Below are 14,297 nucleotides of genomic sequence, written 5' to 3' on the forward strand. Positions count from 1 at the left end.
GATTTAGCGGCACTTCTCTTTAGTTAAAACACTCAACTTGGTTGGGTGTTTTTTTGTCTAAATTCCTGTATCAGGTGGTATAGGGTTATTTTCTTCGTACGAAAGATAGTCAAAATTGATACGTTGATATTGGCGTAAAGTACCTACAGAAATTTTAAATTCAGTGCCTACTTTAGGAACAGAGACGTCCATTCCTGCATCTTTTAATATATCGGCATATTCATTAAGTGCATCAGTAGCAGAAGCAATAGACTGATCATTAGAAGCTATACCTAACAAATTAACTGAATAAGTTTCTTCATCCTTAATATCTCGATTTGGATAAATCTCAACATATATACCAGTTAGATGTTCATTAGCTCGCTTAGCAATCTTTTTTCTTTTACCTTTCTTATCAGAAGACGCGATTAGCTGATCGAATTTAGTAGGTAATGCTGGTCTTTTATAACGACCAGCTAGCCAATCAATATACTGATTTAGATTCCCTTCTAAAAAGTTAATTGAAGAATCAGGTTTAAATTCTTCAAGAAGTGACTTTTTTATTTGAATTTTTTCGTGAGCTTTTAGCTCTAAAATAACCTTCTCATCAGAGCTGTTTGAGATGGCTTCTATATGCAATATTCTAGGATGACGATTATGGCTATACTGTTTATTAAACGCTTCAACTGATAAAAGCCGGACAATAGAGAGCTCGATGTATTCTTCTTGCGAGGAGGCAACGTCGCATGATTGTGAGGCAACAACCAACAAGTTGTTAGCAGATATAGTGAACGTACTATCTATATCACCTATTAGCTTTGCAACTGATTCAGGTTTGACAAAGCTGCCTTGTCGCCATCCTAATGCTTCGAGTATACGCTGCATTTAAACCTCTAAATCAAACCTACTTCAGGCGTCAGTGATTGATGAGTAAGACGTCGACCTGCAAAAATTATTTTTTCTCTATCAAGCTTTTCGTCTGTCAACATTTGCATCACGCTAGTAGAACCTAGGATAGGGGTAAACAGCTTTTCTTTATCAGTAGGAAGCTTGTTATAACTCCAGTCTTCTGCGATAACGCTTAACTCAAACACTCTTTGTCTATCTTTTTCTTTACTAATCCCTTGCTTCTCCCAGTTGTACAGTGTTTTTCTTGAGACACCAACAAGGTTAGCAAGCTCTTCATCACTCAAATCAAAATACTCTTTTATTGTCGAAAGCTGAGACTGGCGAGTATTGTACTTAACATTAATACTTGATCCGCTTGCTTGGCTCATTTTGTCAATTATATAACGACTGTTATCGTAACTGGTTGATTTCTTAAAAGCATAGGCTGGAGTAGTGGCAAGAATAGAAGCGCCTATAAAAGCGGTAGTAATATTCTTATTTATCCAGCTATTTGCTCCATAACTGTTTTGTCTCATTTCCATGCCTCCTTGGCTTGTTCTGTTGTTACATTCCAAAATGCTTTTCGACTGATTTTATGCATGTTTGATAGTTTACTAAGTATTAATCCTTTATTAAAATCTAGTGGACCGGACTCTTCTTCCTGAGCATTCCATACATGGTCGATATCCAATAGTAGTCTTTTGACAGGCTTATCAGAAGATTTTTCTATTGCAATGGGTAAATTCTCTGCATCAGGCCAAACTAAAACTTTATCCTCACCGTATATCGAACGAATAAAAATAGCCCCTTCTGTCGTTCTCCATAAAGTTTCATTAGTCTGTCTTAGTAAGCTCCCTGACAGTTTTAAATCATCGTTGTTGTATAGTCTAGGCTGAACAAAATCTTCTATTGAACCTTTGCCTTCAATGTTAAAAATGGTATCGCTATAACGTAAGCCAAGACCTAAACAGAGGCTTGGGTTAATAACATCTATGATAGTTTGTAATAAGAAATCACAGTTCTCTTCAAATCCATTAAAGCGTTCATATTCACTAGTCATAAACAATAAACGATTCTGGTTAACCGAAGCTGCGGTATGACTATTTTTAGAGATAAACTCCCAGTTGGCTTGAGCCTCTAAGCTTATACCGTTAGGCGACACCGTAATTTCTTGGGTCTCAGTGTTTCTTAGAATTGGTAGCTTATTTCTCAAAGCATCTTGAATCTTAGGTATGTATTCCTTTATACCTAGTATAGGAGAAAATCTAAATTCTGCTAATACAAAGACCAAAGGTTGATTCGATAACTTTTTATAGTCACACATGTTGAACTCTCAGTAAGCTGATAAGTCTATTTAAAGTTATTATATAATACACACTATGTGTAATTAGTTGTGTAATTTTTGGAAAACAGTTGAGAATTCCAAAAAAAGCAGCGCTCCAAAAAAGAGCACTGCCATTATATAAAAACTAAGTTCTAAGCCAAACCCTAACCCCGCACATTCACCACATAACGCCCAACTACCTTACTCGACATAAAGCGATCCAGATATTCTGGCGTTTGCTCAAGCGTAATCTCTTCGCCATAGCTCTCTAGATTAGGCAGTTTCATATCGGTGGCGACACGTTGCCAAATAGCTTCTTTATCAGCTAGCGGGATATAAACCGAGTCGACACCCAATAATGACACTGCTCTGGTGATAAATGGCATAACCGTCATCGAAAACTCCGCACCGCCCGCTAGGCCGCAACTGGTCACTGCGCCGCCCGCTTTGGTTTGCTTGAGCAAATTAGCTAGATAATCGCCACCGAGCGTATCAATGGCATTGGCCCACAGCTCACGACCGATAGGTTTGCTACCGATTTCATTGATCGTATCGCGATGACGGACTTCACTCGCGCCCAGCTCTTTTAGATAATCGCTTTGTTCTGGCTTACCTGAGAAAGCGATAACCTCGTAGCCCAATTGACTTAATATCGCGATACTGATACTACCGACGCCGCCCGTAGCGCCCGTGACCGCGACTGGGCCATCACTGGGTTTTGCGCCCATTTTTTCTAACTTTTGCACACTTAACGCTGCGGTGAGACCGCCCGTACCGTAAATCATCGCTTCTTTTAATGTCAGCGACGACGGGCAGGGGAGCGCCCAATCGGCAGGGATAGAAATCATCTGACCCAGACCGCCATCCGTATCCATACCCAAATCATAGCCAAATACCAATACTTCTTGCCCCGCGGTAAACGTACCTGATTTGTCACTGACCACGACGCCTGCCGCATCAATACCAGGGGTATGCGGATATTGTTTGGTAATTCTTTTATTGCCCGATGCCGACATGGCATCTTTGAAATTTAACGAGGAATAATGCACCTCGATCAACAGATCGTTCTCAGGTAAATCACTGACGTTACGTGTTTGAATGCTTTTATCGAACGTACCGTCGCTGGTTTCTTCGACGACTAAGGCTTTAAAGGTTTTGTTATTAGACATTGTCTGGATCCTCTTGTATTGCTCTTTTATTTGAGTGGATTTATAACGAACTATATTAAGGTTTTAACAATACTTTGCCCTTTTTGCCAGATTGCACCTTACCAGATACTGCTTCTTTAATATTATCCAGCGTATAGATGCCGCCTGTTGGTAGCTTTAACTTACCGCTAGCGGCGCGCTCGATAAGCTCTTTTATTAAACGGCTTTTATTATCTGCATCCATCTTTTGCATCAATGCACCGCCCCAAAATCCTTTGAGTGTCGCTTGCTTAAAGATGAGATGAGTCGGATTGAGCGCGAGTGGCTGACCAGACATCGCACCCACTGCTGCTATGATGCCGCCATGACCGAGCAAGCTTAGTAAGTCACCACCAGACTGACCGCCGACAGAGTCGACCGCACCGCTGATTTTTGCATCACCGATAATTTGACGGACTTGATCTTTCCAGTCATCATCATCGCTCACCACGTTGTTTTCGGTGATACCAATTTCGGTCAGCTCGTTTGCTGATTCTTTACTACGCACGACGTTGATGGTATTGATACCGCGCTCAGCTGCCAACATCGCAAGCGATTCACCAACTGCGCCATTGGCGGCATTTTGAATGACCCATTGACCTTTTTCTAGTTCTAAAAACTCAATGAGCATCAAGGCGCTCATCGGCATGGCAATAAGCTGCGCGGCCATTTCATCATCGATGGCGTCCGGTATAGGAATGACGCTACTGGCAGGCGCGGTGAAGTACTCGGCCCACGTGCCTTCGACACCGGTGACCACCACACGTTGACCCGCTTCCATACCTTTGACGCCATCGCCGATAGCATCAACAGTACCCACGGCTTCGCTACCAGCAAGTGCGGGCAGTTTTGGCTTGGTGCCATATTGGCCTTGGATAGTGATGAGGTCGTGGTTATGGATGGAGGATAAAATAGTCTTGATACGGACTTCGTTTTCTTTTGGCTCCGGCATTGGGCTGTCAATGATCGTTAGTACGTCTGACGGTTTGCCAAATTCGTTGTAGGTTACGCTGCGCATACTTATATCCTTTTTTATTGTTAGATAGCTATCGTTAATTATTAATCTTTAAATGATGGTGATTAATCACTCATCAACCTTAACAAGTAGGGCTTGATACCCGCAACCTGACTTTGGTAAATGAACGTTGCCCGCTGTTTATCAATATACTACTAGGTAAGTTATAAGCGGTAAGCTATAAAAAACTGTCATAAAAAATGGCAGCGCTCTCACTGTAAAGAACGCTGCCATTATCAATAAAAGTAAGGCTGGCTAAATGACAAGTTAACGACAGTTTAAGGTTTTAGCAGTACTTTACCTTTTTTGCCTGATTGCAATTCGCCATCGACTGCTTTGGTGATATCAGCCAAATCAAAAGTGGCCTCAACAGGTAGCTTTAATTTGCTATCGACCGCTCGTTCGATGAGTTCATTCACTAGGCGCTGCTTATGCTTCACGCTCATCTCTTGGCTGAGTTTGCTGCCCCAGAAGCCTTTCATGGTGGCTTGTTTAAAAATCATATCGGTAGGATTGATGGCCATGGGCTTACCTGACATCAGACCAAAAGAGGCCAAAGTACCATAGTGACCTAGCAAGGATAATAGCTCGCCACTGTTTTCACCGCCGACAGAATCAACCGCTGCACTGATTGCCTCATCACCGATGATATGACGGACTTGATCCTGCCAGTCTTCATCTGAGGTATTGATATTGTTTTTAATCCCCAATGCTTCCAATTCTTTTATTGCGTCACTATTGCGCACGACGTTAATGGTTTTGATACCGCGCGCCGCTGCCAGCATCGCAAGTGACTTGCCGACCGCGCCATTAGCAGCGTTATGGATGACCCACTGACCCGGTTGTAACTCTAGGAATTCAATCATCATTAGAGCGCTGAGCGGCATCGCGATAAGTTGCGCGGCCATCTCATCGTTCAGACTGTCGGGCACAGGAAATATCATGTTGGCTGAGGCGACGAAGTATTCCGCCCACGTCGCTTGTACGCTCGCCGCTGCCACACGCTGACCGACTTTTAAGCTTTTAACCTCACTGCCAACCGCATCGATAATGCCAACTGCCTCAGAGCCACCAATCGCTGGCAATTCTGGTTTAAAGCCATATTGACCGCGAATAGTGAGCAAGTCATGGTTATGAATAGAGGCGAGGATAGTTTTGACCCGTACCTCATTGGCTTTGGGTTCTGGAGTGGGACTGTCGCCTAAACTGAGGACTTCTGTTGGTTTGCCAAATTCGTTATAAGTTGCACTACGCATAATAAATCCTTTATTTATTGTTTATAAGTATTTTTAGATTAGTAACAGTTTGAAGGTTTAAACCTCAACCACCACCTTACCTACGGTACGATTGGTCTCGACTTGACGGTGTGCTTGTGCTAAATCGGTAAAGGCAAAGGTTTTGAATACGTGTGGTTTTAGTGTCCCTTTTTCCAGCATCTCTTTTAGCGTCTGCATATCATCGCCGTTTGAGGTCACGTTAAAAAACGCAATATCGATATCATGCTGCTTAGCATAGCTTTTTGCTTTATCGGAGAACTGCGGCGTCGGTAAAGAGATGATCGATTTACCATCCTTGGTGACTTGTAATGACTTCTCAAGCACGTCACCGCCAATAGCATCTAATACAAAATCTAGATCCGAGACCAGCTCTTCAAAATCCTGAGTTTCGTAATCGATATGCTCATCCGCACCTAACGATAATACAAAGTCTTTATTATCAGCAGAAGAGGTTGAGATAACGTAAGCGCCAATATCCTTGGCAATCTGTATCGCAAAGTGGCCAACCCCGCCAGAACCAGCATGAATGAGGACTTTATCACCCGCCTTTATCCTTGGGCTTAATACTTGTAGTGCGGTCAAAGCGGCGAGTGTGGTAGCGGCCGCTTCTGCAAAGGAAGTGCCATTAGGTATCTTGACTAAATGCTCAGCTGGCGCGGCAACATATTCGGCATAAGCATTGCCGTGACCAGGGAAATTGACGAGTCCGAAGACCTTGTCACCCACTTTAAAATTGGTAACGTCGTCTCCTATAGCAGTGACTACGCCTGCGATATCCCAACCTAAAATCAGCGGTCTGTCAGTGCCATAGACTTGATCGAGGAGCTTGGGCATCTCGCGTATTTTTACGTCGACGGGATTAATGCTAATAGCTTTGACTTCAATCAATAGCTCATTGGCTTTTGGCTTCGGCTTATCAACATTGCTCAAAATTAGGTTTTCAATACCGCCCGCTTTATGGAGAAGGTAGGCTTGCATAAGATGTTCCTTTATTATCGTTATAAGTAATAAAAATAAGTAGCAATTACCTTAGCAAATTGTCCTGAGGACTAACAAGGCAACTTTGGTTACCTGATGTTGTCACTGTTTGTAGGGATTAAACTTTGAGCATTTATTAGGTTTAATTATCAAAGGTTTTGTCATCATCAAAGACTTTTTCATTGTCAAAGCGATTAGTCTCGAAATTATTGGTCTCAAGGTCGTTAACTTCAGGCTTAATTACTTTAAACACTCCGTCCACCATATCTGTGAGTAGCGGTTCACCACTATCATTCACGCGAAACAAGCCATACTCTGCCACCTCAAACGCTTCAGCATGACCTTCTTGAAAGAAGAAAGCATTAGTCGCCAGCTTCAATTCGTTATTGCGCACGCGGTAGTAAAGCGCCATCTCATTAGCGGCTAAATCGCTCGGTATGACATTGACTAGACGGGTAAACGTACCGACGTTATTTTCATCCAAAGCGACAATGACGTAGCCTTCACTAGCGTTAATGTAGTATTCATTTTCTGGAAATTTTTCGTTTAATTCGTTGAGTACCTCACCTTCTAACGCATAGCGCAGGGTCATATAATCGCCTTGCATAAAGCCGCGCGGATCAACGGGCGCAAGCTCTAATAGCACGGTGTCGCCAGTAGCTAAATGGGTCTCAAACTTTGCGACATTAACGGTCATTATGACTAATATTATGATCAAACCCAGTAGCGCAACACCGATGGTAAATGTACGCTTTTGCCACCACGGTAGCGGCTTGGCTACAGACTTTTGCCCCAGCAATGGATTATTTATCTTGCTCATGACAAGCGCTCCTTCTCGTTAGCCACTGTCAGTGCTTCGCTACTCCTTTTACTAATCGCAAAATAACGTTTTATGAGTAACCAGCGCATCAATAGTAAACCGATACCGATGCTTAGCAGGGAGGCGGATTTGATCAATAAAGAGGTATCGAGCTGATAGTAATACCAAAATATATAGCCGACTAATGCTGTAATACCTAGCCCTAATAGCACGCGCTGACTGTTGGCAACCGCGATGACGATGATAAGGCTGGTCGTCAGCAATCCTGAGACATAGATCGACATAACGCCCAATATAGCAATGGCGAAAATAATGATGAACCCTGCTGCTGATAGCAGTTTGACTTGATAGCGCTTAAGGATAAGCAAAGCTGCATAAAGGCTGGCGAGCGTCAGTAAACCTTGTGCGAGGTAGTAGTTATAGCTAAAGGTGTCGCCATAACTATCAAGGCTGCCAAAGCTATCAGGGCTACCCCCATATTCAGCCGTGATAAAATACACCGAAACACTGAGCAACATCAAAGCGCTGGCGTAGGAGAGCGCTTTGCTAATATCCAAGGCCGCCGACCGCCATTTAACAGAAATGTGCTGTAATATTGAATAGCGCTGTAAGTTGGCAACGGCAGTCATAAGCGCCAGTAGCCCTAAGCTTAACTCGGGCAGGTGATAGAAGTTGAGTAGATAGATGACACAGCCCAGCGCTACCATAGCGCTTAATAGACGGTAAATAAAATTGGGCGTGACGATCGTCATAAATAGCTGTATAAGTAGCAAGATGACTACATTTACGGGTTGTTCAAGCTCATTAGTCAATAAGGCAAAGGCGATATACGCTTGACCAGCGACAGTAATCGCAAAGGCTAAGCTGTTCCAGAATGGGCTATGACGTAAATGGGCATTATAAAATAAAGACCAGCCAATAGCGCTCAATATGCTGCCAGTAAGCAATACTCCAATGATACTGTCAAAAATCTCAGTCTCAAATAATATCAACGTCAAAAACCCAATGAATAATAAACTGGCAAATATCCCACTAAAACCAAAAAGGATGTTGATAAACCAAGGGGTATGCTCTCCAGATTCAGTCTGGTTTAACAAGCTATCGTTCCCATTTTGCTTGTTAATTAATCCGTGCTGTTGTAATAGCAAAAGGCGACGACGTTGCTCATCGTTCATATCATTAGTCATAATTGCTCCCCTTTAACGATGGTATGGGGCACATTGTTTTCTTTTTTAAGACGTGCAACTTTGCGTAGCCAGACGACGGCATAGGAGCTCATACCGATCAGTACCAGCCCTAATAATAAAAAACCGCCAGCGTCAAAATCACTCAGCAGTGCTTTGCCTAAAATAAAGACAACAACCGCAATCACTGAGCCTGACAAGTAAGTCAACATCAGCAAATCAGTCGTACGCTTGCGGAAACGCCAATGCATAAATACACACCAACCTAGCCACAAGGAAACCGCGACTAAGAACAGCAGAATATTTTTATTATCAAAAAAGGTGCTTATCGTCAGATAAGTGATGGTATACGTACTGAGTAGACCGACGACATAGGTACTCCAATGTAGGCTGGATTTGGCGGCAGTGCTGGCAAGATTGAAGGTGTCTAATTTGCTATTGGTAGTGATATCAGTAGTAACGCTAGACAGGCTCAAGTCAGAAAGGCTTAAATTAGATGTCTTTAAATTAGAAAGTCCTGAACCACGTTTGTCTTCGAAGCAGATCAGCCATAAATAAAAAGCGATAAAATTAATGATAGTGATTGCAGTGAATTGCCAAAAATCTTGATAGTAGTAACCTATGCCAAAAAACAATGAGGTGTCGATATAAAATAAAGTTACAGCATTAATAAGCCCAAGCCACAGCAGCCAAAGCGCAGGGAAACGGGCGATGATGACCCAAGGCGTAATCAATACGGCCCAACCAAAGAACAGCTGCCACGTATCAGCGCCAGTCTGATACACCTGCCCAAACAGCGCTAATAAGCTACCGGTAATGATGCTAGCGATCAGCAATAACAACTGCCGAACAAAGGCAAAACGACGCCGAAAGGACAGCGCCACATACAGCGCGATAGTGATGACCAAAGCGCCTTCGACCAAAGCGAACTTGGCCAATTTGCCCATATATAGCCAGTTATAGGCAATAAAGAGCACAAGGGATAATACCAACGCTACCGCGCCGATAATCAATAGCGCTTTATCAAAAAACTGCAGCCATGTGCGCTTGCTGGGATAAACGTCTAAAAATAGTGCGGCGGTATCTGCCTTTTCTATGGGCAGTGTACCTTGGCTGAGCAACTGCTCGATTGTACGCCTTGATTGGGTCATAGCGCCCTCTATATAAAAATGGTATGGCTTATCTTAGCTGTTTTTATATGGTAGGGGTGGACTTAAGTTTTAAAATTCATCTTGCTCGTTTAATTCAATAAAACTCAATTCTACTCAACACATGCTCTTGCACTAGGTAGGCGCAGATATAAGCGCTGGGCCACGCAAAAATAAAGGCCAGCCCCCACGAGTGCAATAGCTCCGTAAAGAAACCATCTATAAAGCCTACTTTGACCAATATCAATGCCGTCGAGATAATGAGCGACATCATCAATGCCATGAGTCCAGTAAAAATTAGTCGATAGTACTTACGACGGGTACGTATCTTAAAGGTAGAGGTCTCTGCCATAATATTATGTAGTCCTACACAGTTAGCATCATGCTTAAATAGCTGAATCAGCATGATTTTTTGATGGAGTAAAGGGTTTTGTGCCACTTTATTAATTATTGGCGACTATCATATCGTGGGATGAGGCATTGGTAAAATCGTTATTACTCATCTTAAAGTTTGCCATATCTTAACGACTCTAGTTTTTTCTTGAGAAAGCATATTTTTGATAATTAGCATACTAAAGCCCGCTAGTTTTGCTAAGATAAAATCGATCACCACAAACCAATAAGGCAGTAAAATGACCGCTAAAAAGCAACGACACTCTCAACAAAAAACATTAGGCATCATCGGCGGTATGAGTTGGGAAAGTACCGAGAGCTATTATCGTCTGATTAATGAAGGGATAAAGGATAAGCTGAGCGGATTACATTCAGCAGATTTGCTCATACATAGCGTAGACTTTGGCCCCATTAATGAGCTGCAAGAGCAAGGAGCGTGGGAAGAGTTGGGCGTACTCATGGCTAATAGTGCCAAACGTTTACAAGCCGCAGATGCCCAAGGATTAATGATCGCCTCTAATACTATGCACAAGCTGTTTAATGCGGTGCAAGACGTGACCGACTTACCTTTGATTCATATCGCTGATGCCACTATTCAAGCAATTAAGGCGCAAGGTCTGACGAAAATTGCCTTACTGGGCACTCAGTTTACGATGACTGAGGATTTTTATAAGCAACGTTTGCTTGACGCAGGCTTACAAGTAGCGATACCAGAGAGTGATGCGCGTACAGAAGTGCATCGCATTATTAAGAACGAGCTTTGCGTAGGGGCATTCAAAGACAGCTCAAGAGCCTATTATATAAAGGTCATTGAGCAGTTAGCGGATGAAGGATGCGAAGGTGTGATTTTGGGCTGTACCGAGATTGGCTTGCTGATTAAACAAGCCGACAGCCCCATCCCTGTATTTGATACCACTGCTATTCATGCGGCAGCGGCAGTCAGGTTTTTACTTGGGTAATATTAAAGCCAGATCATCACTACTACGGTTTATTATGATTCGTTTAATCGCTACCCTGAAATTTTTGGCGCAAGCTTGCAACACTGAGTGAAGGTAAGCGCTTCCATGAAGTGGTCGGTGCCAGATCACGGCACGACGCCGAAGTGCCTATCTGAGCACGATAGCCCTCGCACCCTTGCGCGGCTTCTTCTTTTGACAAGTTTTCGCCTTTGCGCCAGCCACCGTATAGATATAATCCTGCCCCCATGACCGCGGTGGCTACCATACCTGCAGGGAATGATAACCAAAGCGCATCGGCACCCAGTAGTGGATACATGCCAAAAGCAAAACCAAGTCGCACAGGATACATCGAAATTACCATGACTAACAGTGGCCAGATCACATAGCCGTTGGCACGCATCGTGCCAAAGAACACTTGCGCTATCCCAAAAAAGAGAAAGCCCCACGTCGCCATGGTTTGGATATGCCGACCGACCGGCACCGCTGCACTGTCACTACCCAAAAACAAGCTTAAAATAGTTTTATCAAAAATAGTCAGTATCCCAATCATAGTGCCTGTCAATATCACGTTAAAGATAAGCCCCCAGCGGGTAATCCCTGCCACTCGGCTCCATTGATTGGCACCGATATTCTGAGCGACCATCGCACTAGCGGCGGCACTTAGCGCCATGGCGGGCATCTGCACGTAAGTCCAAAGTTGCTGGGTGGCGCTATAAGCAGCGGTCGTCTGTACGCCTTCGCGGTTGATGAGCGATAGCATGGTTAGCGCTGCCGTAGAGATGACGATCATCTGCAAACCCATCGGCAAGCCCTTGGAAAACATCGACTTTAAGATGCCAAGGTCTGCCCGCAAAAAGCGCAGCTCTGGCATACTGAGTGTCAGCACCGAACCACGCCAGTACATAGTGACGACCATACCGATAAGCGCTAACGTATTAGCAACTGCCGTTGCAACGGCTGAGCCAAAGATACCCCATTCAGGAAAAGGGCCTAAACCCAAAATAAGCGTCGGCGTCAAAATCAGATCAATCACGACCGACATCGCGATAAACCAAAGCGGCGTGGTGGAATCCCCCGTACCGCGCAGTGCCATCATCATCAGCGTAAAGGTTAGGGTGACGGGCATCGCAATAAAGATCATCCGCAGATAAGTCAAAGCAAGCTCAAAAGCAGTTGGCGGCGTACCGAGCAGATCGAGTAGCGTTGGGGCAAATATCCAGCCTATTGCTGATAACAATATACTGATTGGAATAATGCTCCCTAGCGCCGTCCCCATGGTACGCTTAACCTTAACGTCATCGTTTTGACCCATGGCTTGACCAATAAAAATAGTGGCCGCCATACCGAAACCAAACACGAATGAAATCATGATAAACATTAAGATATTGCCGTTCGCCGTTGCGGCAAGTGCCTCTTCCCCCAAAAACCGGCCGACCCAAACAGCATTGATCGAGCCGTTTAATGACTGTAGTGCCGAGGAGCCAAGGGTTGGCAAGGCAAACAGCAGCATGGTTTTGGCAATCGACCCCTCGGTAAGGTCACGCGATTTGTCAGTGGAAGTAATAGTGTCGCTCAATGTGCATCCTTTTGCGCCATCCAAATGGGCTTCGGTTGATGGTAAAAAAGAGTCCTAACAGAAGATTAAGTAGCTAATCTAATAGTAGGGTCTGTTGAACATTCAAATGTGGCACTGGCAGTGGTTATTTTTTAGACAATACGCAGTGAAATTTTTGACGCCTAGTCATTCTAGGTTAGATAATTTAGCCATGTATTGGCAAAAAATAGCCCTGCCCTGAAAGGCTGATACTAAAATCACCCCAAACGTTGTTGTAAACCTAGCTAAGGTCTCGACATTATTGTCGGTTTACGCCTGATTTGATAAAAGGTTTGGGACGATTTTAGCAATCAGCAGTCCTGATATTTGAATGTTCAACAGACCCTAATGAAATAAACGTTAATGTAATAAAAACGCTCATTATAAATGACAATGTGTGTGGCATCTTGATTAGAAAGGTAATCAGGGAAGCGGTAGTCTTGTTTATCAAATGCAAAGGGATAATGTTTTGACTGCAAAGTTATCAATTAAAAAATATAAGCATAAGTTTGCCGTTAGAATCATGGTCTACAAGACACTTTCATATTACCTCTTAATAAGGATGTTTCGATGCTATTAAAACGCTTAGGCCTTGCCGCTCTATTCAGTCTATCAGTGGTGGGTTGTACGACTGCCCCCAATTCTTTAGCGGTCAATACCACGCAAAAAATTATCCAGTATGAGCGCAATAAGTCAGATTTAGAAGTCAAATCGTTGACCCTAGCTTCTGGCGACAAAATGGTTTATGCCGAAAACGCGAATGTGACGGGCGAGCCGTTACTATTGATTCATGGCTTTGGCGGTAATAAAGATAACTTTACGCGCATCGCCAGTCAGCTAGAGGGCTATCATCTGATCATTCCTGATCTGCTGGGCTTTGGTGAGTCTAGCAAGCCTATGACCGCAGATTATCGCTCGGAGGCGCAGGCCACGCGTTTGCATGAGTTGCTGCAAGCCAAAGGTGTCGCGTCAAACATTCATGTCGGTGGCAATTCGATGGGCGGGGCGATCAGTGTCGCTTATGCGGCAAAGTACCCTAAAGACGTCAAAAGTCTATGGTTAGTGGACACAGCAGGGTTTTGGTCAGCAGGTATTTCTAAATCGCTAGAAGGCGCGACTTTAGAGAACAATCCGCTACTGGTCAATAACAAAGAAGACTTCTACAAAATGTTTGATTTTGTGATGTATAAGCCGCCTTACTTGCCTAAGTCTGTCAAAGCAGTATTTGCCCAAGAACGTATCGCTAATAAAGAGCTACACGCCAAAATCCTTGAGCAAATCGTCACAGATAGTGTCGAGGAACGTGCCAAAGTCATCGCGCAATATAATATTCCGACGCTAGTGGTTTGGGGTGATAAAGATCAAGTCATTAAGCCTGAAACGGTCAAGGTGATAAAAGAAATCATCCCACAATCACAGATTATTATGATGCCAGAAGTCGGTCATGTACCGATGGTCGAAGCGCTTGACCAAACAGCGGATGATTATAAAGCGTTTCGAAAAGGACTAAAGAAGTAGTTGTTTAGGTCAAAAATACTTGTTCTAAACCAA

The 14,297-nt window shown here is 43.7% G+C and carries 14 protein-coding genes; 2 read left to right on the plus strand and 12 right to left on the minus strand.

All coding sequences use genetic code 11. The features are described 5' to 3' along the window. Positions 1-57: 57 nt before the first annotated feature. The 11 genes from AAEY80_RS05630 to AAEY80_RS05680 all read right to left on the minus strand — a co-directional run bounded on the left by AAEY80_RS05630 (position 58) and on the right by AAEY80_RS05680 (position 10,152). Positions 58-864 carry a hypothetical protein gene (locus tag AAEY80_RS05630; RefSeq protein ID WP_025652918.1) on the minus strand — a complete coding sequence of 269 codons (807 nt, stop codon included), beginning with the start codon at positions 862-864 and terminating at the stop codon, positions 58-60. A gap of 8 nt (positions 865-872) precedes the next feature. Then, on the minus strand, positions 873-1,403 hold the full coding sequence (locus tag AAEY80_RS05635) for a hypothetical protein (RefSeq protein ID WP_025652919.1): 531 nt from the start codon (positions 1,401-1,403) through the stop codon (positions 873-875). After that, positions 1,400-2,191, minus strand: a complete 792-nt coding sequence (locus tag AAEY80_RS05640; protein ID WP_025645354.1) for a TIGR04255 family protein — start codon at positions 2,189-2,191, stop codon at positions 1,400-1,402. Before AAEY80_RS05640 ends, AAEY80_RS05635 begins: the two co-directional genes overlap by 4 nt. Positions 2,192-2,355: 164 nt before the next feature. Continuing rightward, positions 2,356-3,360, minus strand: coding sequence for a YhdH/YhfP family quinone oxidoreductase (locus AAEY80_RS05645; RefSeq protein ID WP_350588022.1), 1,005 nt, complete (start codon positions 3,358-3,360; stop codon positions 2,356-2,358). A 55-nt stretch (positions 3,361-3,415) separates the two neighbouring features. Further along, the gene (locus AAEY80_RS05650; protein WP_350588023.1) at positions 3,416-4,396 is read right to left on the minus strand and encodes a zinc-binding dehydrogenase; all 981 of its coding nucleotides are present in this window, start codon (positions 4,394-4,396) and stop codon (positions 3,416-3,418) included. A gap of 275 nt (positions 4,397-4,671) precedes the next feature. Continuing rightward, positions 4,672-5,649, minus strand: a complete 978-nt coding sequence (locus tag AAEY80_RS05655) for a zinc-binding dehydrogenase (protein WP_201582655.1) — start codon at positions 5,647-5,649, stop codon at positions 4,672-4,674. Positions 5,650-5,706: 57 nt separating this feature from the next. Further along, positions 5,707-6,648: an NADP-dependent oxidoreductase gene (locus AAEY80_RS05660; RefSeq protein ID WP_350588024.1), complete on the minus strand. Its 942-nt coding sequence runs from the start codon at positions 6,646-6,648 to the stop codon at positions 5,707-5,709. A gap of 142 nt (positions 6,649-6,790) precedes the next feature. Next, complete coding sequence (locus tag AAEY80_RS05665) at positions 6,791-7,468, minus strand: GDYXXLXY domain-containing protein (RefSeq protein WP_201578142.1); 678 nt, start codon at positions 7,466-7,468, stop codon at positions 6,791-6,793. Continuing rightward, a complete protein-coding gene (locus tag AAEY80_RS05670; RefSeq protein WP_201567410.1) occupies positions 7,465-8,655 on the minus strand; it encodes a DUF4401 domain-containing protein in 1,191 nt (396 codons plus the stop codon). The genes AAEY80_RS05665 and AAEY80_RS05670 overlap by 4 nt, the downstream gene beginning before the upstream one ends. Continuing rightward, positions 8,652-9,803: a DUF2157 domain-containing protein gene (locus AAEY80_RS05675; protein WP_350588025.1), complete on the minus strand. Its 1,152-nt coding sequence runs from the start codon at positions 9,801-9,803 to the stop codon at positions 8,652-8,654. Before AAEY80_RS05675 ends, AAEY80_RS05670 begins: the two co-directional genes overlap by 4 nt. A 94-nt stretch (positions 9,804-9,897) precedes the next feature. Continuing rightward, positions 9,898-10,152 carry a DUF2798 domain-containing protein gene (locus AAEY80_RS05680; protein WP_025652927.1) on the minus strand — a complete coding sequence of 85 codons (255 nt, stop codon included), beginning with the start codon at positions 10,150-10,152 and terminating at the stop codon, positions 9,898-9,900. 280 nt (positions 10,153-10,432) lie between these two features. Between AAEY80_RS05680 and AAEY80_RS05685 the strand changes: the two genes are divergently transcribed. Then, positions 10,433-11,152, plus strand: a complete 720-nt coding sequence (locus AAEY80_RS05685; protein WP_350588026.1) for an aspartate/glutamate racemase family protein — start codon at positions 10,433-10,435, stop codon at positions 11,150-11,152. 43 nt (positions 11,153-11,195) lie between these two features. Here the strand turns inward: AAEY80_RS05685 and AAEY80_RS05690 are convergent, their stop codons facing one another. Then, positions 11,196-12,728: an MATE family efflux transporter gene (locus tag AAEY80_RS05690; RefSeq protein ID WP_173239026.1), complete on the minus strand. Its 1,533-nt coding sequence runs from the start codon at positions 12,726-12,728 to the stop codon at positions 11,196-11,198. A gap of 588 nt (positions 12,729-13,316) precedes the next feature. Here AAEY80_RS05690 and AAEY80_RS05695 point away from each other — a divergent pair. Next, positions 13,317-14,264, plus strand: coding sequence for an alpha/beta hydrolase (locus AAEY80_RS05695; protein ID WP_201567404.1), 948 nt, complete (start codon positions 13,317-13,319; stop codon positions 14,262-14,264). The last annotated feature ends 33 nt before the right edge of the window (positions 14,265-14,297 follow it).

It is taken from the genome of Psychrobacter sp. 78a-MNA-CIBAN-0178 (genome assembly GCF_040309625.1).
Lineage (GTDB): Bacteria > Pseudomonadota > Gammaproteobacteria > Pseudomonadales > Moraxellaceae > Psychrobacter > Psychrobacter okhotskensis.

What these genes read in the sequence shown, in the direction of transcription:
- AAEY80_RS05680 (WP_025652927.1), bottom strand. Translation starts at nt 10,152, where the DNA reads ATGGCAGAGACCTCTACCTTTAAGATACGTACCCGTCGTAAGTACTAT.
- AAEY80_RS05645 (WP_350588022.1), bottom strand. Translation starts at nt 3,360, where the DNA reads ATGTCTAATAACAAAACCTTTAAAGCCTTAGTCGTCGAAGAAACCAGC.
- AAEY80_RS05650 (WP_350588023.1), bottom strand. Translation starts at nt 4,396, where the DNA reads ATGCGCAGCGTAACCTACAACGAATTTGGCAAACCGTCAGACGTACTA.
- AAEY80_RS05660 (WP_350588024.1), bottom strand. Translation starts at nt 6,648, where the DNA reads ATGCAAGCCTACCTTCTCCATAAAGCGGGCGGTATTGAAAACCTAATT.
- AAEY80_RS05695 (WP_201567404.1), top strand. Translation starts at nt 13,317, where the DNA reads ATGCTATTAAAACGCTTAGGCCTTGCCGCTCTATTCAGTCTATCAGTG.
- AAEY80_RS05675 (WP_350588025.1), bottom strand. Translation starts at nt 9,803, where the DNA reads ATGACCCAATCAAGGCGTACAATCGAGCAGTTGCTCAGCCAAGGTACA.
- AAEY80_RS05640 (WP_025645354.1), bottom strand. Translation starts at nt 2,191, where the DNA reads ATGTGTGACTATAAAAAGTTATCGAATCAACCTTTGGTCTTTGTATTA.
- AAEY80_RS05670 (WP_201567410.1), bottom strand. Translation starts at nt 8,655, where the DNA reads ATGACTAATGATATGAACGATGAGCAACGTCGTCGCCTTTTGCTATTA.
- AAEY80_RS05685 (WP_350588026.1), top strand. Translation starts at nt 10,433, where the DNA reads ATGACCGCTAAAAAGCAACGACACTCTCAACAAAAAACATTAGGCATC.
- AAEY80_RS05655 (WP_201582655.1), bottom strand. Translation starts at nt 5,649, where the DNA reads ATGCGTAGTGCAACTTATAACGAATTTGGCAAACCAACAGAAGTCCTC.
- AAEY80_RS05630 (WP_025652918.1), bottom strand. Translation starts at nt 864, where the DNA reads ATGCAGCGTATACTCGAAGCATTAGGATGGCGACAAGGCAGCTTTGTC.
- AAEY80_RS05665 (WP_201578142.1), bottom strand. Translation starts at nt 7,468, where the DNA reads ATGAGCAAGATAAATAATCCATTGCTGGGGCAAAAGTCTGTAGCCAAG.
- AAEY80_RS05635 (WP_025652919.1), bottom strand. Translation starts at nt 1,403, where the DNA reads ATGAGACAAAACAGTTATGGAGCAAATAGCTGGATAAATAAGAATATT.